Origin of the sequence: Fusobacterium perfoetens ATCC 29250 (genome assembly GCF_000622245.1) — a bacterium.
GTDB lineage: Bacteria > Fusobacteriota > Fusobacteriia > Fusobacteriales > Fusobacteriaceae > Fusobacterium_B > Fusobacterium_B perfoetens.
In genome coordinates, this window is the sequence record NZ_JHXW01000005.1 from 83,427 (window position 1) to 104,206 (window position 20,780).

Annotated in this window: 19 protein-coding genes; 6 read left to right on the forward strand and 13 right to left on the reverse strand. The window is 25.7% G+C overall.

Features of this window, described 5'->3' with window-relative positions; genetic code table 11:
- Positions 1-47: 47 nt before the first annotated feature.
- The 6 genes from lysS to mutL are packed head-to-tail and all read right to left on the reverse strand — an operon-like array spanning position 48 to position 6,150.
- Positions 48-1,544, reverse strand: a complete 1,497-nt coding sequence (gene lysS, locus T364_RS0102800) for a lysine--tRNA ligase (RefSeq protein ID WP_027128227.1) — start codon at positions 1,542-1,544, stop codon at positions 48-50.
- Positions 1,545-1,595: 51 nt separating this feature from the next.
- Positions 1,596-3,050: a tetratricopeptide repeat protein gene (locus T364_RS0102805; RefSeq protein WP_027128228.1), complete on the reverse strand. Its 1,455-nt coding sequence runs from the start codon at positions 3,048-3,050 to the stop codon at positions 1,596-1,598.
- Between the two features lie 8 nt (positions 3,051-3,058).
- On the reverse strand, positions 3,059-3,427 hold the full coding sequence (locus T364_RS0102810; protein ID WP_027128229.1) for a DUF1934 family protein: 369 nt from the start codon (positions 3,425-3,427) through the stop codon (positions 3,059-3,061).
- Entirely contained in the window at positions 3,427-3,765 is a 339-nt protein-coding gene (locus T364_RS0102815) for a DUF1292 domain-containing protein (RefSeq protein WP_027128230.1), read from the reverse strand. Before T364_RS0102815 ends, T364_RS0102810 begins: the two co-directional genes overlap by 1 nt.
- A 24-nt stretch (positions 3,766-3,789) precedes the next feature.
- On the reverse strand, positions 3,790-4,257 hold the full coding sequence (gene rlmH / locus T364_RS0102820) for a 23S rRNA (pseudouridine(1915)-N(3))-methyltransferase RlmH (RefSeq protein ID WP_027128231.1): 468 nt from the start codon (positions 4,255-4,257) through the stop codon (positions 3,790-3,792).
- Positions 4,258-4,266: 9 nt separating this feature from the next.
- Positions 4,267-6,150 carry a DNA mismatch repair endonuclease MutL gene (gene mutL / locus T364_RS0102825; RefSeq protein WP_035945252.1) on the reverse strand — a complete coding sequence of 628 codons (1,884 nt, stop codon included), beginning with the start codon at positions 6,148-6,150 and terminating at the stop codon, positions 4,267-4,269.
- A 149-nt stretch (positions 6,151-6,299) separates the two neighbouring features.
- Here mutL and T364_RS0102830 point away from each other — a divergent pair, with 149 nt between their 5' ends.
- The 5 genes from T364_RS0102830 to T364_RS0102850 all read left to right on the forward strand — a co-directional run bounded on the left by T364_RS0102830 (position 6,300) and on the right by T364_RS0102850 (position 10,802).
- Positions 6,300-6,953 (forward strand): toxin-antitoxin system YwqK family antitoxin, encoded by a 654-nt coding sequence (locus T364_RS0102830; protein WP_027128233.1) that lies wholly within the window; start codon positions 6,300-6,302, stop codon positions 6,951-6,953.
- A 69-nt stretch (positions 6,954-7,022) separates the two neighbouring features.
- Positions 7,023-7,880: a KH domain-containing protein gene (locus T364_RS0102835; RefSeq protein WP_027128234.1), complete on the forward strand. Its 858-nt coding sequence runs from the start codon at positions 7,023-7,025 to the stop codon at positions 7,878-7,880.
- Positions 7,867-8,289, forward strand: coding sequence for an HD domain-containing protein (locus tag T364_RS0102840; RefSeq protein WP_027128235.1), 423 nt, complete (start codon positions 7,867-7,869; stop codon positions 8,287-8,289). The genes T364_RS0102835 and T364_RS0102840 overlap by 14 nt, the downstream gene beginning before the upstream one ends.
- A gap of 15 nt (positions 8,290-8,304) precedes the next feature.
- Entirely contained in the window at positions 8,305-10,083 is a 1,779-nt protein-coding gene (locus T364_RS0102845; protein ID WP_027128236.1) for a TIGR03960 family B12-binding radical SAM protein, read from the forward strand.
- 23 nt (positions 10,084-10,106) lie between these two features.
- Complete coding sequence (locus tag T364_RS0102850) at positions 10,107-10,802, forward strand: uracil-DNA glycosylase (RefSeq protein ID WP_027128237.1); 696 nt, start codon at positions 10,107-10,109, stop codon at positions 10,800-10,802.
- A gap of 138 nt (positions 10,803-10,940) precedes the next feature.
- Here the strand turns inward: T364_RS0102850 and T364_RS0102860 are convergent, their stop codons facing one another.
- Positions 10,941-11,789 (reverse strand): LysR substrate-binding domain-containing protein, encoded by an 849-nt coding sequence (locus T364_RS0102860; RefSeq protein WP_027128238.1) that lies wholly within the window; start codon positions 11,787-11,789, stop codon positions 10,941-10,943.
- A gap of 109 nt (positions 11,790-11,898) precedes the next feature.
- On the opposite strand from T364_RS0102860, the gene T364_RS0102865 reads away from it, so the two are divergent.
- A complete protein-coding gene (locus T364_RS0102865) occupies positions 11,899-12,921 on the forward strand; it encodes a YeiH family protein (RefSeq protein ID WP_027128239.1) in 1,023 nt (340 codons plus the stop codon).
- A 50-nt stretch (positions 12,922-12,971) separates the two neighbouring features.
- Here the strand turns inward: T364_RS0102865 and T364_RS0102870 are convergent, their stop codons facing one another.
- From T364_RS0102870 to T364_RS0102895, 6 genes are all read right to left on the reverse strand, one after another.
- On the reverse strand, positions 12,972-13,646 hold the full coding sequence (locus T364_RS0102870; RefSeq protein ID WP_027128240.1) for a lipopolysaccharide kinase InaA family protein: 675 nt from the start codon (positions 13,644-13,646) through the stop codon (positions 12,972-12,974).
- 111 nt (positions 13,647-13,757) lie between these two features.
- Positions 13,758-14,252, reverse strand: a complete 495-nt coding sequence (locus T364_RS0102875) for a TetR/AcrR family transcriptional regulator (protein WP_027128241.1) — start codon at positions 14,250-14,252, stop codon at positions 13,758-13,760.
- Positions 14,237-17,341, reverse strand: a complete 3,105-nt coding sequence (locus T364_RS10375; RefSeq protein ID WP_051532622.1) for an efflux RND transporter permease subunit — start codon at positions 17,339-17,341, stop codon at positions 14,237-14,239. The genes T364_RS0102875 and T364_RS10375 overlap by 16 nt, the downstream gene beginning before the upstream one ends.
- A gap of 9 nt (positions 17,342-17,350) precedes the next feature.
- Positions 17,351-18,475, reverse strand: coding sequence for an efflux RND transporter periplasmic adaptor subunit (locus T364_RS0102885; RefSeq protein ID WP_027128242.1), 1,125 nt, complete (start codon positions 18,473-18,475; stop codon positions 17,351-17,353).
- On the reverse strand, positions 18,475-19,878 hold the full coding sequence (locus T364_RS0102890) for a TolC family protein (RefSeq protein ID WP_027128243.1): 1,404 nt from the start codon (positions 19,876-19,878) through the stop codon (positions 18,475-18,477). Before T364_RS0102890 ends, T364_RS0102885 begins: the two co-directional genes overlap by 1 nt.
- 230 nt (positions 19,879-20,108) lie before the next feature.
- The gene (locus tag T364_RS0102895; protein ID WP_027128244.1) at positions 20,109-20,729 is read right to left on the reverse strand and encodes a TetR/AcrR family transcriptional regulator; all 621 of its coding nucleotides are present in this window, start codon (positions 20,727-20,729) and stop codon (positions 20,109-20,111) included.
- Positions 20,730-20,780: the final 51 nt, after the last annotated feature.

Here is a 20,780-nt window from a genome sequence, read left to right on the forward strand (position 1 = left end):
AGATGAAAAATAATATCATCTCCTTTTATTTTTATAATAATATTTTATTATTTAAGATTTTTTAATGTAGGGAATAAGATTACATCTTTAATTGTAGGGCTTCCAGTTAAAAGCATTACAAGTCTATCAATTCCTATTCCAAGTCCTCCTGTAGGTGGTAAAGCTGCTTCTAAAGCTTCTATAAATGTATCGTCAATTTCTGGAGTAGCTTCATCATTTCCAAGTTCTGCTTCTTCAATTTGAGCTTCAAATCTTCCTCTTTGGTCAGCTGGGTCATTTAACTCAGAGAAAGCGTTTGCATATTCTCTTGAATCGATAAATAACTCAAATCTTTCTGTAAATCTTGGGTCATTAGGGAATCTTTTTGAAAGTGGAGATATTTCTACTGGATGTCCATAAATAAATGTTGGTTGAGTAACTTTATCTTCACATTTTTCTTCAAAGAATTGGTTTATAATATGTCCTACACCAGTCATATGAGGTAAAACTTCTACATTGTGCTCTTTAGCAATAGCTTTAGCTTCTTCAAAAGTCATTTCTTTCCAGAAGTCAACTCCTGTAACTTCTTTTATCATATCAACCATATGAACTCTGTGGAATTTAGATAAATCTAAATCTTTTCCATTATATTGAACTTGTAAAGTTCCTAAAACTTTCATAGCTACATGTTTAATAATATCTTCTGTTAAATCCATCATAGATTCATAATCAGCATAAGCCATATATAATTCTATTGATGTAAATTCTGGATTGTGTCTTGTAGAAATTCCTTCATTTCTAAAACATCTATTGATTTCATATACTCTATCAAATCCACCAACTATTAATTTTTTTAAGTATAACTCAGGAGCTATTCTTAAATATAGAGGCATATCTAAAGCATTGTGATGAGTTATAAATGGTTTTGCAGCTGCTCCTCCTACGATTGGATGTAACATTGGAGTTTCAACTTCTAAGAAATTTTTAGCATTTAAGAAGTTTCTAATCTCACTTATAATTCTAGTTCTTTTTATAAATGTTTCTTTAACTTCTCTATTCATTATTAAGTCTACATGTCTTTTTCTATATCTAGTTTCAATATCTGTTAAACCGTGGAATTTTTCAGGTAAAGCTTTTACGTTTTTAGAAAGTAAAGTAAATTTACTAACTCTTAAAGTTTTTTCTCCTGTTTTTGTAACAAATAGAGTTCCTTCTATTCCTACAATATCTCCAACTCCACATTTTCTTATTAATTCCCAAACTTTTTCATCTTCAAAAGCATCTTTTCTAGCATAGAATTGAATTCTTCCTGTTTGGTCTTCTAAATGAGCAAATCCTGCTTTACCCTGGATTCTATATCCCATTATTCTTCCAGCTGTTCTATAAACAGGTTTTACTTCTGCATCTTCTGCTGGAACTTCTTTATCTAAGATTTCTCCTATCATAAATTCTTTATCAAATTTCTTTCCAAATGGGTCAAATCCTAATTCTTTTATTTCAGCAATTTTTTGCCATTGTTCTGCTAAAAGACGGTCTTCAGCAACAAAATCAGCATATCTTTTCATTAACTCTTCTCCTTTTATATTAAATTTTATTTTAATCTCTTATTTAGTAAATTACTTTAAACTTCTTAAATATATTATACTTTTTCTACCCCAAACTGTAGAATTATAATTTTTACTTACGCCTTCAAAAGTTTTGATAGCTTTTGCTCTCTCACCTTTTTTGAAATAGATATCACCTAATTTATATTGAGCTTCTGGATATTTACTATTTTCTAATGTTACTTTTTCTAAATATTCTTTAGCTTTACTTTGATTTCCTGTAACATAGTAAGAGTTTCCAAGTAAGAAATATAATTCTTGTGTTTCTTTATATTCAGGTTTTGCTTGAGGAATAATTTTTTCTAATACCAATATTGCCTCTGCATAGTCTTCATTTTTATAATAAGTTACACCTTTATCATAATCTGATATAAAAGTATTGTATTCTAAATTTATATTTTCTTCTACTGTATTTGTTTCATTATTATTTTCTGTGTTTTCTGTAGTATTTCCTTCTGTTGTATTATTTAATATAGTTTCTGTAAAACTACTTTTTAAAGGTGTTGGTAATAATCCACCTTTATTTTCTGAATAATGAGTTCCCTTAGAAATATTTCCACTTCTAAAATAGAAAACTCCTAAAGAGTTAGCTAATTCCCTACTAGGTTTTACATAGTAAAACTCTTCTAAGAAATTTAATTCTTCAGCTGTTGGTCTTCCTCTTTTTATTATATTATTTTTTATAACTTCATTTAATTCTATAGTATTTTCTTTAAAATTAAAATAAGTTTTTGATAAAGCATAATCATTATTTAAAACTTTTTCTCTACCTAATAAAATTTTTATTTTTTCTTCAGAAGATAATTGACAATTTTCTTCTAAGAAAGTAGCTTCACTAGATACTACTTGTCTATCATTATTTGTTACCCCTTGATTAAATAGAGCAAAACTTGCATCTTTTACTCTTGAACTTTCTGGGAATAAAATTTTAAAAGCTTGAACACTATTTTTTAATTTTCCTATATCTTGTTCTTCAACATTTTTACTTATGATATTATTTAAATCGAAAGCTGAGATTTGGTAAGGTGCTTTATTATTAATAACAATAGTTTGAGAATTTTCTCCATATTTCTCTAAAACAAATCCAAATTTTCCCTGATATAAACTTCTAAAATAAAATATTCCGCCTCTTATGAAAGCATCATAAGAATTTACATTAGGTGTTGCAAGAACTGTAAAGTTATAAGCAGTAGTAGGTATTGCTATATACTCTCCTAAATATAAATCAAAAGCATTTCCATCCATATATGTTCTAGTTGTATTGTTTCTTATGTTACTAGATACTATATCTAAAAAATAAGCAATTCCAGAATCACTTAAGAAAAATTTCTCTTGTGAAAGTGCTTTATCTTTTTCAACTTCCATATTAAGCTCTGGTACTCTTCCATAACCTCCATTTAATGAAGTCAAATTTTGACAACTATAAAAAAGGTTTACTAAAACAGCAATAAATATAAACTTTTTCATTAATCCTCCTATATTTCTTCTATAGAAATAAAGATTTTATTAATTTCTTCTTTTCCTTGATATATTGTATATTCTGTTGCAAAACCATTTGGTTTAATTTCTAATTTTCTAGTAAATAAACTTAATTCTACATTAAGATATTGATTTTTATATCTAAATGTTGTTTCCAAATTTTTTTTTAATAAAAGAGATGTTTTAGTATTTCCAACTCTTTCTATTATAACAGAATCTTTAAAAAGCTTTATAATATTTCTTCCAAGTTCATCTATATAAATATATTCTATTTGATTTCCATCATTTTTTTTTAAAGCTTTTATCTCTTTTTCAATTAAACTTTGTTGATTTTCCAAAGTTTTTAGTCTTAAAAGAACTTTCATTAATAATCCTCTTCATCATGGTAATCTTCATTATCAAATCTTTCTCTTGAATTACGAGTATCTTCTCTGTCATAGTACTCATCATCTTCCCAATCCCCAATATCTTCTTTGTCGTCACCATACTCTTCTTCCCAATATTCTAAGATTTCTTCAACTTGGTCTTCGTCATCAATATACTCTAAATCTTCCTCATCATTTGCTAAAAATACATATTTTTCTCCATCGCTACTTTCAGCAATTACATAATCATCATTATCATAAGTTAATGTAGCTACAATTTCAAATTCAATTTCATCTCCTAGAACTCTTCCTGTAAAGTAATCTCCAGGTAAAAACATAAAAATCCCTCCTAAGTTAAACTTTTATTTATGATATTTTATATTATTAATTATACTAAACCATCTATAAATTTGTTCAGATAGTATAAGACGCATTAGTTGATGAGGAAAAGTCATTTTTGAAAAACTCAATCTAAAATCTGACTCCTTTTTTAATTCATCAGATACTCCATAAGAACCACCTATTATAAAGTTAATAGTACTGTACCCTTTTATACAAATATTTTCTATCTCCTTAGCCATTTCCTCTGAAGATATATTTTTTCCTTGTATATCTAGTAATATATTATAGCCCTTATTTTTTTCTAAAGTTTCAAATATACTTTTTGATTCTTTTTCTATAGAAGTACTTCTATCAGAATCATTTCCAAACTCTTTTAACTCAATTATTTTAAATTTTCCAAAAGCTTGCATCCTCTTAGAAAATTCAGCTATTCCATCTAAAATATATTTTTCTTTTACTTTTCCTATACAAATAATATTTATATTCAAAATAGCTCCTTATTTACTCCCTAATCTTCCAAAATGTTTTTCTATATCCCTTAAAGAAAGTTTTAATAAAATCGGTCTTCCATGAGGGCAAGTGTATTCTTCTATTTCAAATAATTTATCCAAAAGAATTTTCATTTCCTCAATAGATAATTTTTGATTTGCTTTTATTGCACCTTTACAAGATGTCATTATTATACTTTCTTCTAATAGAGAATTTTTTATTTTTGAATTTTTTAAATCCTCTATGATATTTTTTACTAATTCTTCAATACTACATAAAATTTTAAAGTTTGGTATTCCTCTTACAAGAATATCATTTTTTTCAAAAAAATCAATATCAAATCCAAAACTTTTTAAAGTTTCCATATTTTCCTCAACTAATTCTCTCTCTTTGTTAGAAACTTTAAATTTTATAGGTACTAACAGATGCTGTATTGATATCTCTTTATTATAATAAGCCTTTTTATATTTTTCATATAATATTCTTTCATGAATTATATGTTGGTCATATATTTCTAAATTATTATCTCTTTCTATTAAAATATATGTATCATTTAATTGACCTATTATTTTGTAATATTTTTCTTCTGTTTTTTCTATAATTTTTTCGTTTTCTCTACCTTCTAGTGTATCAATTTTTTCGTTATTTGCAAAGATTTTTTTTAAATTTTTTTCTTTTTTTTCAAAATCTTTATTTATTTCCAAAGTTTTTTCTTCTGTAATATTTTGAATTTTTGGTTCACTAATAGGCTCATTAACAATAAATTTTTCCTCTTCAAAACTTTTTTCAACAACCTTCTCTTCTATTTTTTCTTCTTTTGGTATTGAAAGGTCTAAAGAGATTTTTTCAGCTTGAATTACTTCTTTTTGAAAATCTTTTATATTTAAAAAATTCTCATTAGTTTCTGGTTTTATTACAGGTGCTATAAAATCATCATCACCAAAAAGTTTTTTATTTACCTCATCATAAACATAATTATATACATACTCTTCATCAGAAAATTTAACTATTTTTTTAGTAGGATGCACATTTACATCTACATCTTTTGGGTCTAATTCCAAAAATAAAATTGCAAAAGGGTATCTTCCCTTCATAAGTTTTGTATAATATCCATCAATTAAAGCATTTTCTATAAGTTGTGATTTTACAGGCCTATTATTTATAAAAATAAATATAAAATCTTTATTAGAACGGTTAAGAGATATATTTCCTAAAAATCCCAATGGAAAAGATACTAAGTTTTCTAAAGTAGATTTTCCAAAAATTTCAAGAATTGTATTTTTCATCCCTCTTCCACTTGTCCTCAACACCTCTTTTCCATCATTTAAAAGAGTTATTGAAACATTTGGATTTGCCAAAGCCTCTAACAATACCACATCTTTTATAGCTCTAAATTCTGTAATCTCTTTTCTCAAAAACTTAAGTCTTGCTGGAGTATTAAAAAATAAATCTTTAACTTCTATTTCTGTCCCTACTCCTCTTGAGATTTCTTGAATATTAGTTATCTTCCCTCCTAAAGAAGTTAACATAGTTCCTATTTCGCTATCCTTATCTTTTGAAGAAATAGTCATTTTTGAAACTGAACTTATTGAAGAAAGTGCCTCTCCCCTAAAGCCATAAGTCATTATATTAAATAAATCCTCTTTGGTAGAAATTTTACTTGTTGCATGTCTTTCAATACAAAGTAATAAATCCTCCTTAGACATTCCTATCCCATTATCACTTATTTTTACATATCTATTATTATTTTTTATATTGATTGAAATCTCTGTACTTTTAGCATCTATAGAATTTTCTAAAAGTTCTTTTATCATATTAGCTGGTCTTTCTACAACTTCTCCAGCAGCTATCATATTAGAAACCTTTTCATCTAAAATATTTATAGTTCTAATTTTCTTACCTCCTATAAAAAAATTCTAGTGATATCAAATTATACTTCATAAAAAGAAATTTTTCTATATTATTTTTTTAATTATTTTTTATTTTTCTAAATTTTATGTTATAATATTTTAAAAAAATACTAAAAGATAGGGAGAATTTTATGAAAAAATTTTTACTTTTAATTATTCTTTCAATAATTGTAGGTTGTACTTCTACTAATAACAATATAAAAAATTTAAAAACAAATACAGAAATTATTTTACAATCAGAAAAAGAATTAAATAAATCTTTAAGAGAAGTGGCCATTGAAAAAAAAGTTTATAAAGGAAAAATTGCTTATGTTGCAGGAGAAACTACTCCTTTTACAGGAGTTTTTACAAGTAGATATATAGGACATCTTTTATATTTTGAAGAATATAAAAATGGACTTCTTGATGGAGCTCAAGTTTGGTTTGGAGATGATGGAAATATTGGAATGAGAAAATATTTTGTATCTGGAAAACAAGTAGGAAACCAAATTACATATTATCCTAATGGAAATATCCGTTCTATTTTTCCATTTAAAGATGGAAAAGTTGAAGGAACTATTGAGTGGTATAACAGAAATGGACTTCTTTTTGATACAAGTGAAATTATAGATGGTACAGGAAGATATATTGTTTATTGGAACAATGGAAAGATAAAAGAAATTGGAAATCTTACTAAACACAAAAAAACAGGTACTTGGAAAGAATTTAATCAAGAGGGAGAAATTGAAAAAGAAATTCAATATTCTAATAAAGGGACTATTTTAAAACAAAAATGGTATAAATAATCTTGTGAAACCAAAGATTTTATGTTATAATTTAATGCATGTGTAATTTATTTTTTGAAAGAGAGAAATATGGATATAAGAGCTTTAGAAAAAACTAATAAAATCGGTTATATATTTGATATTTTTTATCAAGGAAAGTATTTTGACTCTTTTGATGAGGTTACAAATAAAAAAAGTGTAAAAGGTCAGTTTAAAAATCTTATGAACTCTTTAGGCTTTACATGGGCTAAAGGTATCCAACAAGGAGGAAGGACAGATGCTAAAGTTTCCGGAAGTAATTGTCTTTATGTTAGTAGTACTTTCAACAGAAATATTCAGAAAATAATATCTGAATTCAACGGCTTAGCTAAGGGGGAAATGAAAATAACTCGTTGTAGAAAAACTTTTCCTAATCTCGTTTTCCCTGATTATGTAAAACAACGAAAATATATATATCAATATCCTAAAAAATTAATAACTCGTTCTGAAGAGGAGATTCAAACTCTTTGCAAAGAGTATAGTGGTACTTATGATGTAAGTATATTTACTGATTCTAAAGGAGAAAATCTTAAAGAACATATTAGAACTGTGGAGATTACTTATGAAAATGGACAACTTATTTTTTTAGGAGATTCATTTATGCCAAAACAGGTTAGAATAACAAGTGGATTTATTCTTACAGGAGAAAAAACTCCTCTGCCTGGAAAATATTTAAAACTTCATAGTGTAATTTTAGAAGATGAATTATTAAATAATATTTTTACAGAAGTTGATGATTTAAAGATTGACAATGTAGAAAAGATTGAAAGAAACTCTTTAGGAGATACTTATCTTCTATATGTTAATCCTTCTAAAAAAGGTGAAGTTATAGGTAAAAATGGTTCTAACATCAAAAAATTAAAAAAATCTCTTGGAAATGTTATTGTGAGGGAATATGATTTTATCTAGAGTGAAGCAAGTTTATACATACTTATTTTGCAAATATGATGAAAAAAATAATCTTTTAGTAAGGGAAATTTTAAATTCAGAAGAGTTTGAAATTTTTAACAAAATGAGTAGGTATGAAAAAATTCACTCTTTTAATTTACTCAAATTAATTTTAAATAATGAAATATTAAAAAATAATAAAGATTATCAAAAACTTGCCCTTCTTCATGATTGTGGTAAGAAAAATTTTTCTTTATTTAAAAGAATAAAAAAAGTTTTAGTAGGAGATAAGGAGTTAGAAAATCATCCTAATCTTTCCTATGAAAAATTAAAAAATATAAACTTAAATGTTGGGATATTAGCAAAACATCATCATGATAAATATTATGATGAAAATATGAAAATCTTCCAACAATTAGATGATAAATAATACAAAGAGGTAATAATGAAAGTAAATATAAGTAAATATCTTTTATCAGTTGAAAAACCAGCTCAATATCTCGGAAATGAAATAAACAGTTGCCATAAAGATGCATGGACAAGTAATATGTGTCTTGTTTTCCCAGATATATATGAAGTTGGAATGTCAAATCTGGGAATTAAAATTTTATATACTCTTATGAATAAAGTCCCTGGTTTCTATTTAGAGAGAGGTTTTATGCCTATGGACGATATGGAAGATATTATGAGAAAAAATAATATCCCTATGTTTTCTCTAGAAACTAAAAGTGAACTTAGAGATTTTGATGTAGTTGGATTTTCTCTTTCTTATGAAATGTGTTATCCAAATATGTTAAATGCTCTTTCTCTTGGAGGAATTCCTTTAAGAAGAGAGGAAAGAGGGGAGGAATATCCTCTTATAATGGCTGGAGGTACTTGTGTTATGAACCCAGCTCCTCTTGAAAAATTTGTAGACTTTCTAATGGTTGGTGACGGTGAGGAAAATATGCCTGAACTTGCTAGAATTTTAGTAGCTACAAAGGGAAAAACAAAGGCCGAAAAATTACAAGCTCTTTCAAATATTCAAGGAATTTACATTCCTAGTCTACATAATAAAAATAAAAAAGTTCAAAGGGCTATTGTAAAAGACTTAAATAAATGTGATTTATATGATGAACAACTTATACCTTATATGGCAATAGTCCACGATAGAGCCACTGCTGAAATTCAAAGAGGTTGTACAAGAGGTTGTAGATTCTGCCAAGCTGGAATTGTATATAGACCTGTTAGAGAGAGAAGTTTAGAAAAAAATATAGAACTTGTTTCAAAATTAATAGAAAATACAGGACATTCAGAAATTTCTCTTTCTTCATTAAGTAGTAGTGACTATACAAATATCGATTCACTTATCAGTGGTATAAAATCTAAATACTCTTGTGATAGTGTTGGAGTTTCACTTCCATCTCTTAGAATGAATCCTCATTCTGTTAAAGTTGCTGAAATTATAAGTGGAGGAAAAAGAACAGGATTTACTTTTGCTCCAGAAGCTGGAAGCCAAAGAATGAGAGATATAATAAATAAAGGTGTTACTGAAGATGAAATTATGGCTACAGCTGAAGCTGCTGTAAGAGCTGGTTGGATGTCATTAAAATTTTATTTTATGATTGGACTTCCTTTTGAAACTATGGAAGATGTACAAGGAATTTATGAGCTTGTTAAAAAAGTTTCTCAAATGTGTAGAAGTATAGATAAAAGAATAAATATCACTGCTAGTGTTTCTAACTTTGTACCAAAACCTCATACTCCTTTTGAATGGTGTAAACAAATGTCTATGGATGAAATGGTAGAAAAACATAATTTCTTAAAAGGATTATTTACAGGTTTAAAAGGTGTAGCTTTAAAAATTCATCCACCTAAAAAATCTTTATTAGAGGGATTAATTTCAAGAGGAGATAGCAGAACTGGTGATTTAATAGAATTAGCTTTCAAAAAAGGTGTTAAATTAGATGATTATAGAGATAACTATAATTTATGGATGGAAGCTTTAAATGAACTTGGATTAAGTGTTGATTATTATCTTGGAGAAAGAAGTTTTGATGAAACTCTTCCTTGGGATATTATTGATATTGGAGTTTCAAAGGAATTTTTAAAGAGAGAATATGAAAAAGCTAAGGCTCAAACTTTATCTCATGATTGTAGACTTGGCTGCTTAGGTTGTGGAATGAAAAAAATAATTCCAGAATGTGGAAATATTGTAGATACTAAAAAAGATTTTTCTTTATAAAATTTATGAAAGGTTGTGATTTTGTGATAAATATTGGAAATGATTGGGACGAATTATTAAAACCTGAATTTGAAAAAGAGTATTATCAAAAATTAAGAAGTTTTCTAGTAAATGAATATAAAACTCAAACTATCTACCCTAATATGAATGATATTTTTTCAGCTTTAAAACTTTCTAGTTACAAGGATACAAAAGTTTTATTACTAGGGCAAGACCCATATCATGGAGAGGGACAAGCACATGGCCTTGCTTTTTCTGTAAAACCTGGTATCACTCCACCACCATCATTAAAAAATATGTATAAAGAGATTGAAAATGAATTGGGAATCAAACCTCCTAATAATGGTTATTTGGTTTCTTGGGCTAAACAAGGTATCCTTATGATAAATACTGTTTTAACAGTTCGTGAGGGACAACCTAATTCTCATAAAGGACAAGGTTGGGAGATTTTTACAGATAGAATTATTGAACTTCTAAACGAAAAAGATTCTCCTGTAATTTTTATTCTTTGGGGAAATAATGCAAAATCTAAGAAAAAACTTATTACAAATAAAAAACATTTTATAATTGAGGGAGTTCATCCAAGTCCTCTTTCTGCTAGTCGTGGATTTTTCGGTTGTGGTCACTTCAAAAAAGTTAATGAAATCTTAAAATCTTTAGGAGAAAAGGAAATTGATTGGAGCATTCCTAATCTTAAAAAAAAGGGGGGTAAATTATGAGTCCTTTAGCTATCGCCAATCTTGCAATGTTACCTGTTAGTATCGGAATTATTGTATGGTTTGTTATAAGAATTAACAGAAAAAATAAAAGAAAATAAAAATATAAGAGGGTTTTTATATAACAACCCTCTTTTTTATTTATATATTTTTAAAAATTTCTATATAATTTTTTGCAAAAGTATTTTTCAAAGTTACATAATTATATTCCCTTTCTATTTTTTCCTCTAAGAAAAACTTTCCTATATCATTATATTTCTTAGTAAATGATTCATAAACAAAAGATATCCCTACCTTTCCTTGAACTAATTCTTTTATCAAAGAAAAATTACTAATAGAAATTTGCTTTTTAAAAGAATTCAATGAGAAATTTTTACTTTCTAAAATCTTTTCTAAAATTGCTCTAGTTCCAGAACCCTTTTCTCTTACTATAATATTTTCATCAAATAATTCTTCTATCTTTACTTTTTTATTAAAAAATCTATGCTTTTTATTACAAATTCCTATAAATTCATCTTTTTTATAAAGCTCATATTCATATTTATTTTTATCAAAAATCCCCTCTACCAAAACAAAATCTAATTGATTTTTTTCTAAAAGTTCCAATAGTTTTTTTGTATTATCAATTACTAAAGAAAAATCATAGTTAATATTTTCAAACATCTTTCTTATTTTTTCATTTATCACAAATTCTCCTATCGTTTTTGTTACTCCCATTCTTATTTTTATTTTTTTCTCAGAATTTATAATCTCCTTTATTTTTATATGATTATAATAAGCTGATTTTGCGTACTCTTCTAATATAAGACAACTCTCTGTCTTTTCTAACTTCTTTTTATCATAATTAAAAAGTTTACAATTATACTCCTCTTCTAAATAATGAATATGTTGAGTAACTGCTGGTTGTGTCATATGTAACTCTTCTGCTGTCAATCTATAATTCATTTTTTCACATAATTTTAAAAAAGTTATCATTCTATAATCTAACATCTTTCATCTCCGTTAATAAAATTTTATTATCAATATATAATAAATGATTATTAGATTTTATCATTTTTCTATGTTAAAATCAATCTATAAAAAATATCAGGAGGAATTTATGAAAAATATCACAAAAATATTACCAGGATTTATTTTTTCTTTAATAATTGCGGGAGTTTCTAAATATTTAGAAGACTTATTACCTATCCACTTAGTAGGAGCTTCAGTTATTGCTCTTTTTATAGGAATGGTTATCAATCATTTTTATCAACCAACTGAATTAATTCAAGTAGGTTTAAAATTTACTTCTAAGAAAATTTTAAAATTTGCCATTATATTATTAGGAGCTTCTTTAAGTATTGGAACTGTTGTTAATATTGGAAAAATGTCTTTAACTATAATGTTATTTACTTTATTTACATGTTTCGGTGGAGGATATGTAATTGGAAAATTATTAGGACTAAATTGGAAACTTTCTAATCTTATTTCAGCAGGAACTGGTATATGTGGTGGTTCAGCTATTGCTGCTATATCTCCTGTTATAGATGCAAAAGATAGTGATATTGCTTATGCTATGTCAGCTACATTTATTTTCGATATGGTTATGATTATTTTATTCCCTATAATTGGAAAATGGATGGGATTATCTGATATTGCCTATGGTTTATGGGCTGGTACTGCTGTTAATGATACTTCTAGTGTTGTGGCTGCTGGATATGCTTTTAGTGAAGCTGCTGGAGATTTTGCTACAATGGTAAAACTTACTAGAACTTTATCTATAATTCCTGTTGTTATTATTTTTGCTGTTATCAATATGCGTTTAAAACAAAAAGAAAATGTTAATGCTGAAGCTAGTGTAAAAACAAAATCATATGTTTTAACTATTTTCCCTTGGTTTATTTTTGGATTTATAGGTTTAGCTATTATAAATAGTTTTGGAATAATTCCTTCTTCACTTTCAAATTTTCTTAAAGAATCAAGTAAATTTTTAATGGTTGCTGCTCTTGCTTCTATTGGACTTAATACAAGCTTTAGGGAAATGAGAAAGTCTGGTACTTCTCCTATGGTTCATGGATTTATCGTATCTTTATTAGTTGTAATTGTGGCATTATTTGTAGAATATACTATTGGACTTATATAAGTTTTAATAAAAAAAGCACGAAATAATCGTGCTTTTTTATTTTATTCAATTTATAATACTTTTTTCCAAAAACTATTTTTTCCTCTAAAAATATCTCTTCTATAGATTAATAAAATAGCTATATAATATAAAAAATGTTTTTTATATTTTTTAAAATATTTATTCAAATCCAATTTATTATCAGAAAATCTTTGTAATCTTAAAACATCTTTATACATTCCAAGCTTATTAAAAATAGATTTTCTAAATTTACTATCTATCATTATGATTTTTCCATTTTCAGTTTTTACAAAATTTTCTGGTTTGCAATCTCCATGATAATGCCCTAATTCATGTAATTTTACTATAAGTTTCATTACTTCTTCAAAATCTTCTTTACTTTTAGGAGTATCTCCCTTTATATAATCAGTAACATAATAAATATTTTTAAAAAACGGGTGTATTTTTTCTTCGGCTATGACTTTTACATTATAAGTATTTTCAAAACCTCTTGCTCTTAATCTTTTTATATTCTCTTGCATCATTTTTATTTTATTTTTTAATGCAAAAGGTCCTTTAGAGACTTCTTTTTTCAAAACATAATCTGTATTATCTATTTTTAATAAATAAACCTCTCTATTATGTTTCTTTGTAAAAACTTTTTCTTCTTTGTATTTATCTTCGATTAACTCTCCAAGAATAGTTTTATTCTCGGTGTTTTCATCAAAAAATAACTTTAATTCCATATATTTTTCTTTCCCCTTTTAAAAATATTTCATAATTTTTCCCAAATATATAAGAATTAATTGTAAAGAATGATTATATTTTACTATAAAAATTAAAAAAAATCAATTAATTTAATTTTTCTTTAAAATTATTTTCTCATTACTTATTAAAGTATTTTTAATTTCTTCTAAATCTGGAGATATATAAGAGTTTCCTATGAGAACTGAATAACCATACACAAAAATCCACCAATTTTTTAAATCAAACTCTATATTTTTTTTAGAAAAATCCATAACAATATTTTTTAAAAAATCTTTATTTTTATATACTGATAAAAATATTTTTTTCTTCTCTTTTGCAAATTTACAAAAACCTATACTTTTATTAACGTATTCATTTTCTGTATAAGAACAATCTACATATTTTTTAATTTCTACAACCAAATGGTTTATTAATTCTTTTTTTAATTCTTCCATTGATTGATAATAACTATAAATTGGAGTTGTTGAACAATTTACAATCTTAGCAATATTTCTAGCTGTAACTTTATCCATTCCCTCTTCTAAAAAAATTTCAAAAGCTTTATTAAAAATTTGTTTTTTACAAAACATCAATTTTCTAGACATCTTTTTCCTCCAAATCTTCTTGAATATTTTTTTGATTTTAAGTTTGGTTTTATATTATAAACTACACTATAAATAATAGGAAATATAAATAATGTAAGAATTGTAGAAGCAAAAAGTCCAAATATTATTGTAGCTGCCATATCTTTATATAATGGGTCCCAAAGTAAAGGAATCATACCAAAAATTGTTGTTAAAGCAGCAAGTCCTACTGACCTTATTCTACTTATAGCTGAATCAATAAGAGCTGTAAATTTATCTTTTTTTAATACATTAATCTCATAATTAATTTCATCAACTAAAACTATTATATTTTTTATCATCATTCCTGAAAGAGATATAAAACCTACTATTGACATAAATCCAAAAGTCTTTCCTGTTATTATAAGTCCTGGAGCAATTCCTATCATTGCTAATGGTAAACTTATAAATATTAAAGTTGCTATTTTCACACTACCAAATAATAATACACAAATTATTAACATCATAAGAGCTGGAACAGGCACAGCTTTCAATAAAGCCATATTATTTTTGTCTTGTTCATAATATTCTCCTAACCAATACATTTTATAACCTTTTGGTAAATTTATTTTTTCAATTTCTTTACTAAATTTACTTCTAACTTCTTCAGCATTAATTCCAACAGGAACATCACATTGAACTATCATTGTTCTTATTCTATTTCTTCTCCATACTTGTCCCTCTTCATATGTTAATTTATCATTTTCAATTACTGAAGACAAAGATTGAGAAGTGAAATTTGTTCCCCAAATTGGTGTTTGTTTAAGATTATCTATTTGATTTTTTTTATTTTCACTATTTTCTTTTAAAATTACTGTTACTAAATTATCATTTTCTTTTAATTTTCCAATAGGTAAACCATCTGTTGTTCTCATAAGAGAAGTACTAATATCTAATGGAGAAATATTAGCTCTTTTTCCATTTATTTTTGAATAATCTCCTTCCCAAGTTAAAATTTTATTTCTCCAATTTGTTTTTATATTAAGAGCTTCTGGATATTTTTTCATTATATTTATAGTTTTATTAGAAAGTTCTCTTAAAATTTTTGGGTCTGGTCCAGAAAAAGCTATCTCTATTGGATATTGAGTTGGAATTCCATTAGGATATTTTTTTACACTAGTAGTAACTCCTATAATATTTTTTTGAGCATAATCCATAGCTTTTTTCCCTATTATATCAACATCTTTTGTTTTTTTCACATTAATTATTAATTGAGCAAAAGATGGATTTGGCATTTCTGGTAAAGTTGCTATATAATATCTTGATGGAGAAGCTCCAACAGTTATTGTTATATCTTTTACCCTTTCATCTGTTCTTAAATACTCACTTAACTCTTTAGCTTTCTCTTCAACAACTTCTACTTTACTTCCCTCAGGTGCCCACATATTAATAGTAAATCCTTTTTTATCAGAGTCTGGGAAAAATGTTCTAGGTATTCCTAAAAACATTAAACAAGAAACTACAAAAGCTCCTAATAATACTGTTAAAGTAGTTTTTCTTATCCTTAATAGAGCATACAATAATCTATGACATTTTTTATAAAATTTTTTTTCTTTTTTAGTTTCTTTTTTTATTGGTTCATTTTCCAAATATAATTTACAATATACAGGTGTTTGAGTAAGGCATAAAAACCAACTTAAAATAAGAGAAATTCCTATTATTAAAAAGGCGGAACTTACATATTCTCCAGCATATGTTGGCATAAAATATGATGGCATAAAAGCTATGGCAGCTATAACTGTAGCTCCTAAAAGTGGTAAAGCTGGTTTATAACAAGCTTCTTTTAAAGCATCTTCCATCTCCATTCCCTTATTTCTATTTACTAATACACCATCAACAATAACTATTGAGTTATCAACCAACATTCCCATTGCTATTATAAAAGAACCTAAGGAAACTCTTTGCATATCTATTTTTAAAATATACATAAAAATTAAAGTTCCCAATATTGAAAGAACTAATCCACTTCCTATTATAAGTCCACTTTTCATTCCCATAGTAAAAAGTAATACTCCTACAACTGTTACTACTGACATTATAAGATTTAATACAAAATTATTTATTGCAGAGGTTACTAAATCTGGTTGATAATAAATTTTTTCTATATTAATTCCTACTGGTAATTTTTCTTTTAATTCTGCTATTTTTTCATCAATTAATTTTCCTGTTTCTACAACATTTGTTCCTGTAACAGGGGAAAGAGAAATTCCCATTGCCATTTTGTCATTATAATACATTTTTTGATTTATTGGTTCTACATAATCTCTTTTTAATTGTGCTATATCTTTTAATCTTATAATTTCATCTGTTCCATTTGGTAATTTTTTAGAAAAAATTACTAAATCACCAAGTTCCTCTATTGTTTTTATTTCATTATTTAATCTTAAATTTACTCTTAAATCTCCATAGTCAATAGTTCCACCACCTGTGATAAGATTTTGAGATAAAAGAGCTAAACTTATACTTTTATCACTTATTCCCATTGAATTGATTTTTTCTCTATCTATTATAACTTCAATGGCATCTGTTGGTTTTCCAAATTGAGCAACTTGAGCTATTCCTTTTATAGAATTTAATTCTTTTGTTATATATTCAGTGTATCTTTTTAATTCTGAATAAGTATAACCATCACTTGTAACAGCTAAAAACATTCCATAAACAGCTCCATAATCATCTAATACAATACTTGGAACAACTCCCAAAGGTAAGTTTAATTGAGCATCTGAAACTTTTCTTCTCACATTATCCCAATATTGTTCTACTTTATCACTATCTATTCCCTCATCTAATTTAATTTTTACTTCTGAATATCCTGGTTTTGAAACACTTTGAAGATAATCTATATTAGGAATTTTATTTAGTGCTTCTTCTATTTTATCTGTGACATTTAGTTCTACAGTATGAGCATCAGCCTGTGGATAAAGAGTAATTACTAAAGCTTCTTTTATTTTAAATTCAGGGTCTTCTAATTTTCCAAGTCTAATATAAGAAAAAATTCCACCTATAAATAATATAAAAACTAAAAACCTTATAACTATTGTATTTTTTATTGAATAATCTGTCATTTTCATATAAATCACCTATAAAACTTTTCCTATATTTGTTTTTGAAAATGATTCTAAAAGTTCTACTTGTTGATTATTGCTTAATTCATGAACTCCTCTTGAGACTACTTTATCTCCTATATTTAATCCTTTTACTATTACTTTTCCATTTGAATAAGGAGAGATTATTTTTATATTTTTTTCATTAACAACACCATTTGAATAAATCCATACTTTTGTTTGATTATCTCTTTCAAAAATAGATTCAATAGGTATTATCATTCCTCTAGCTTTTTCATTTTCAAAATCTATTTTTACAATTCCTTGAGAATCTACAGGAATATCTATATTTTCTTCTAAAAATTTAAAAACCACAGGATAACTTAAATTTATTACTCCCTTAACCTTTCCAATTTCAATAATTTCTATATCTTTTTCTATATCATTATATAAAAATTTTCCATTAGATATTTTTGAAAATTCTTTTATTTCATTTTCTGAGATATTTATTTTTATCCTTTTATCATCTAAAGATGAGATTTTTACAATAGGTTGCCCTGCTCCTACTATAGACCCTTCATCACAAAATTTACTACTTATATATCCATCATAAGGGGCTACTAATACTGTATCTTTAAGTTGATTTTTAGCATTTTCCAATCCTTTTAGTGCTTCTTGATATTGAGCAAAAGAAGCTTTCTCCCCAGCTATTGCTGATTTTACTTTAGCTACTGCCTCATCATAAGATTTTTTAGGTAAATTTTTTGTTTTATAAAGTTTTTCTATTCTTGTAAATTGTTGTTTTGCATTTTCACTAATAGCTTTAGAAGAATTATACCCATTCTCAGCCATTATAACTTTATTTTTATAGATTTCTTCCTGTATTTTATAATCTCTTTTATCTAGTTCTCCTATTATCTCTCCTTTTTTTATAAAACTTCCAACTTCTACATTTAATTTTTCAAGTGGACCAGCTATTTTAAAAGCTAATGATGTCTCACTTTTAGCTGATACAATTCCAGGATATTCTTTTACTATTTCATTAGATATAGTTTTTACATTAAATACTTCTACAGGTCTTATTAAAGTTTTAGCTTCTTCCTCTTTGCACCCTACTATAAAAATTAATAAAAATCCTATTAATAAAAACTTATTTTTCATTATTTTACTTCCTCCTCAAAAGGATTTTCTCCCATAACTATTTTTAATGTTCCAACTGCCATTTCATATTGATATTTTGCTTTTTCTCTATCACTAAAAGCTTTTTCATAATCTGCTAAAGCTTTGTAATATTCCTCATTATCTATTAAATCTACTTCTTTTTCTGTCTTTTTTTGTTTTAATTTTCCTTTTTCAGAATCAAAATTCATATTAGCTATTTTTAAAATTTCTTGAGCATTTTCTACATTTTTATAAGCTTTTGCAGTTTCTAAAATAGTTGTCATATACTCTTTTTCTAATTTTAATTCCCCTATTTTTTGATTTCTCACTGCTTTTTTATATTCATTAATATTTCTAAATCCATTAAATATACTTACAATTCCTGAAACATTCCCATATAAAAAGTCTGAATCCATTAAAATTTCATTGCTATTATTTTCATAACCTCCACCTAAAACAATCTTAGGTAAAAAATTTGATATGGCTATCTTCTTAATATCTTCTCCTATGTTTTTTTGTTCTTCAGTAATTATTAATTTTTCATTTTGATTTATAGCTTTATATATACATTCATCTAAAGAAGATAATTTTTTTATATTAGAATCTATATTTTCTAATCTTATATCTATTGACATATCCATATTTAAAGTTCTTTTTAAAGCTATCTTTGCTATATATAAATCTCTTTGATTTTTATTTAATAAAAACTCTTTTGTTGCTACTAAAGTTTTTGCTTTTTCTAATTCCCAAGGTAATACACTACCAACTTTTAATGAAACTTCTGCTTTTCTCTGAAATTCTTTAGCTGATTTTAATTGATTTTTTAAAGCTTCTTGTTCTGATTCTAAAGCAAGTATATAATAATATTCCCCCATAACTTGTAATTGCAACATTTTATCTGCTAACTCTTCCACAATCTGTGAAATATTTTCTCCTTTTTTTCTAGCACTATATAAATACCAAGTAGATGGAACAAATACAGGAATTTGAGCATTTATTCCATAAGTATAGAAAGATTTATCAACTGCTCTCATTCCTAAAATATCAGGTAATCCAAATTGACTACCTAGTCCATAAGTATTTACCCCAATATTTATATCATCATCTAATTTTGTATATCCTCCACCAAAATTAATTGAGGGTAAAAAATTACTGAAAGCTATTTTTCTATCTAAAGTTGAAATTTCACTTTCTAGTCTTTTAATCTCTAAATCTAAATTTCTCTCTCTGGCTGTTAATATAGCTTCTGCAACAGAAATATCTTGTATATAATTTTTAGGAACTTCTGTATTTTTATTTTCTATTTTAGGTTTATTTTTTTCTAAATTTATATTTTTTTCAGGTTGATTATTAGAGCATCCTATTATAAAAATACAAGATATCATTAATAAAAACTTTTTCATTTTTCCTCCTTTTTTTGTAAACCATATAGTCTATTTTTAGCAAGTCTAATATACTACTTTTTTGTTTTTTTGTCAATTATTTTTTCTTATTTTATAATACTTTTTTTTATTTTTTATATATTATTATATTTTTTTATTTAAAAACTATAAAGTCTAAAATTAAATAAAAAATAAAGACTATTACAAACTTTGTAATAGTCTTTAAAAATTTTTACTATTTAATTTTTATTTTAATCATTTTTTACAATTCCATATAATAATATATCTAACCATTTTTCTATATTCTCATCATATTCTTCAAATACTTTTTCTATATCCCCTATTTCCTGTACTTTTTTATGTAATCTTTCATTTAGTCCATTTTGAGTGAATTCGATAAAAGTAATAATATCTTCTATTTTTAAATTTTCCCTAATTTTCATTTTTAAAAGATTTTTTCTAGCAAAATTAAAGGTAAATTCATCAAATTCTTTTTTTATATTTGCTATTTCATTAGCAAGATGTTTAGGCTCTCCTATTAAAGTATTAAAAAATATTTTTTGCATATTTGGATATTTAGTAAAAAACTTATATCTTATTTCTAAAAAAGTTTTTATACACTCTCTCCAACCTAAATCTTCATTTAAATTTTCCTTATAATAATCTACCATTAAATCAAAACAATATTTTACACATAAAAGATAAAGTTCATCTTTATCTTTGAAATAATGATACATAACTCCTTTTGATATTTTTCCAATTTCACAAATTCTATTTATAGAAGATTTATCATAACTATAATTTCCAAACTCCTCTAAAGCAGCCTGAAATATTTTATATTGTGATATTGTATTTTTTTCTTTTTGTCTCATAAATATTCTCCTAATTATAATTATTTCTCCAATTAATTCTATATAACTTTA

Bases quoted from the DNA above. Each gene is read 5' to 3' on its own strand.
- T364_RS0102840 (WP_027128235.1), top strand. From the start codon at position 7,867: ATGATTTTATCTAGAGTGAAGCAAGTTTATACATACTTATTTTGCAAA.
- T364_RS0102895 (WP_027128244.1), bottom strand. From the start codon at position 20,729: ATGAGACAAAAAGAAAAAAATACAATATCACAATATAAAATATTTCAG.
- T364_RS0102890 (WP_027128243.1), bottom strand. From the start codon at position 19,878: ATGAAAAAGTTTTTATTAATGATATCTTGTATTTTTATAATAGGATGC.
- T364_RS0102860 (WP_027128238.1), bottom strand. From the start codon at position 11,789: ATGTTAGATTATAGAATGATAACTTTTTTAAAATTATGTGAAAAAATG.
- T364_RS0102805 (WP_027128228.1), bottom strand. From the start codon at position 3,050: ATGAAAAAGTTTATATTTATTGCTGTTTTAGTAAACCTTTTTTATAGT.
- T364_RS0102875 (WP_027128241.1), bottom strand. From the start codon at position 14,252: ATGTCTAGAAAATTGATGTTTTGTAAAAAACAAATTTTTAATAAAGCT.
- lysS (WP_027128227.1), bottom strand. From the start codon at position 1,544: ATGAAAAGATATGCTGATTTTGTTGCTGAAGACCGTCTTTTAGCAGAA.
- T364_RS0102870 (WP_027128240.1), bottom strand. From the start codon at position 13,646: ATGGAATTAAAGTTATTTTTTGATGAAAACACCGAGAATAAAACTATT.
- T364_RS10375 (WP_051532622.1), bottom strand. From the start codon at position 17,341: ATGAAAATGACAGATTATTCAATAAAAAATACAATAGTTATAAGGTTT.
- T364_RS0102830 (WP_027128233.1), top strand. From the start codon at position 6,300: ATGAAAAAATTTTTACTTTTAATTATTCTTTCAATAATTGTAGGTTGT.
- T364_RS0102885 (WP_027128242.1), bottom strand. From the start codon at position 18,475: ATGAAAAATAAGTTTTTATTAATAGGATTTTTATTAATTTTTATAGTA.
- T364_RS0102835 (WP_027128234.1), top strand. From the start codon at position 7,023: ATGGATATAAGAGCTTTAGAAAAAACTAATAAAATCGGTTATATATTT.
- T364_RS0102815 (WP_027128230.1), bottom strand. From the start codon at position 3,765: ATGTTTTTACCTGGAGATTACTTTACAGGAAGAGTTCTAGGAGATGAA.
- T364_RS0102810 (WP_027128229.1), bottom strand. From the start codon at position 3,427: ATGAAAGTTCTTTTAAGACTAAAAACTTTGGAAAATCAACAAAGTTTA.
- T364_RS0102865 (WP_027128239.1), top strand. From the start codon at position 11,899: ATGAAAAATATCACAAAAATATTACCAGGATTTATTTTTTCTTTAATA.
- T364_RS0102845 (WP_027128236.1), top strand. From the start codon at position 8,305: ATGAAAGTAAATATAAGTAAATATCTTTTATCAGTTGAAAAACCAGCT.